We start from the raw sequence: 1,719 nt of genomic DNA on the forward strand, positions 1-1,719 counted from the left end.
ATATTGGTGAATGGCACTACCCTTGGTACTATCACTGATATTGACGGTAAGTTTATAATCGCAAATGTACCAAGTTCTGCTAAGACTTATTGATTTTTTTTCTTCTTGTTTTTTCGTATTTTCTTCTTCTATCTTATTGTTTTTCAATTATTTTCTTTCTGTTTTCGCAAATTGGCCGGTTCTTTCGGTTTCTTTTATTGAAACTTCCTTTATCAGTTCTTGTTTATTTAGTAGTCTCTTTTTCTCATTGATTTTGAGATGGGGGGGAATATTCTACCCGAATTTTTAATGAATTTCCCGGTATTTTCCCTATTTTTTCAACTATCTTCGGCTTTGAATAAAAATATGTTTGATGACGTTTTAATATCTGTGTTTTAAGGGTTATAAATTAAATGCTATAGTCTGACAGTGATTGGAGTTATGACTTATAGTAAAGAAGAATGCAAGATACTGTAATAATAACTTGTACGACACCCGGGTCTCATACATACCGACACCCGGGTGTTGAGCATACTGACATCCGGGTGTCAAGCTGCATGACACCCGGGTGTCGTACAACTCAATTCTGCTAAATGAAATAGATACAGAGCTATACTATATTTATTTGTACTAGAACAAATTTAATTCATATCTCTACAAAATGCGATTTTCCAGTTTACGTTGTTTTACTCTGCCATGATAACTTCGACATCATAACCTATGAAAAGGCCGCTCTCTATGACACCGGTAATGGTTTTGAGTTGTTCTTCGAGCGAAGAATCAATATAGTTAAAACGGGTGTCGAGGATGAAATTCCCATTTTCTGTAAAGACAGGCCCGTCTTTGCCGTGGGCTGGACGCAGGACGATTTCTGATGCACCCAGTCGTTGCAGCTCATGGTCTACATAAGTTAGTGAGTCCGGAAAGACCTCTACTGGAATGGGAAATTTACTTCCTAGCTGATTGACGCGCTTGCTGGGATCGATGATGATGAACGTTTTGCGGCTGCTTCTAATGAGCAGTTTTTCTTTGAACATAGCTCCGCCACGTCCTTTAATCAAGTTTCGCTGCGGGTCTACTTCGTCCGCTCCGTCAAATGTCCAGTCGGGGCGCTTGTTCCAAAGGATAGTTTGTGGGATGCCTAGCTGTATGCAAGTCATCGAGATTTCTTGAGAGGCGGGAATCACTTCAATATGCAAGTGCTCTTCACGAATCCGTCGCGCCAGTTCGAACAGAGTTAGATAGACTGTAGAGCCGGAGCCGGCTCCTATCACATCTCCGTCTTTTGCCGTGGCGGCAATTTCACGGGCTACATGTTCTTTGGCTTCCCGGTTGAGAATGGAGTCCGACCATTGCAGGTGCTTTATAAGATGATTTTCCCAGTCCATAAATTTATGCTTTATAATTGTTTTAGATTACTCTTTTATATATAACGAATTAGCGAATCTGTTTGTTTGTTCGTTTCAATTTCGGATGGGAAGAGTCTCTTTAGATGAGAAAAGTCTCTTCAACAGCCTTCAATCATTTAAATAGTTAATAAACGATTCGTTAATTTTTAACTTTGTTGCGTTAAGCGTTAACAAACCTCTGCTTTTTATTAAACCGTGTTATAAGTTAGGCTGCTTTGTCCCGAAAATTTGGAGATAACCGAAAAGTCCGTATCTTTGTACTGTGTTTTTCATAGTATTAGATTTAAGGTTAACAAAGATTGGCTGTCTGGGATAGATAGCCTTTTTTTTG

1 protein-coding gene and 1 pseudogene are annotated in these 1,719 nt (G+C 39.1%); one reads left to right on the forward strand and one right to left on the reverse strand.

Features of this window, described 5'->3' with window-relative positions:
• A pseudogene (locus ACT8YW_RS23205) lies at nucleotides 1-93 on the forward strand (carboxypeptidase-like regulatory domain-containing protein); the annotation flags it as partial.
• A gap of 572 nt (nucleotides 94-665) precedes the next feature.
• Here ACT8YW_RS23205 and rpiA read toward each other — a convergent pair.
• Nucleotides 666-1,367, reverse strand: coding sequence for a ribose 5-phosphate isomerase A (gene rpiA, locus ACT8YW_RS23210; protein ID WP_444107276.1), 702 nt, complete (start codon nucleotides 1,365-1,367; stop codon nucleotides 666-668).
• Between the last annotated feature and the right edge of the window lie 352 nt (nucleotides 1,368-1,719).

This window comes from Bacteroides sp., from assembly GCF_052357945.1.
Lineage (GTDB): Bacteria > Bacteroidota > Bacteroidia > Bacteroidales > Bacteroidaceae > Bacteroides.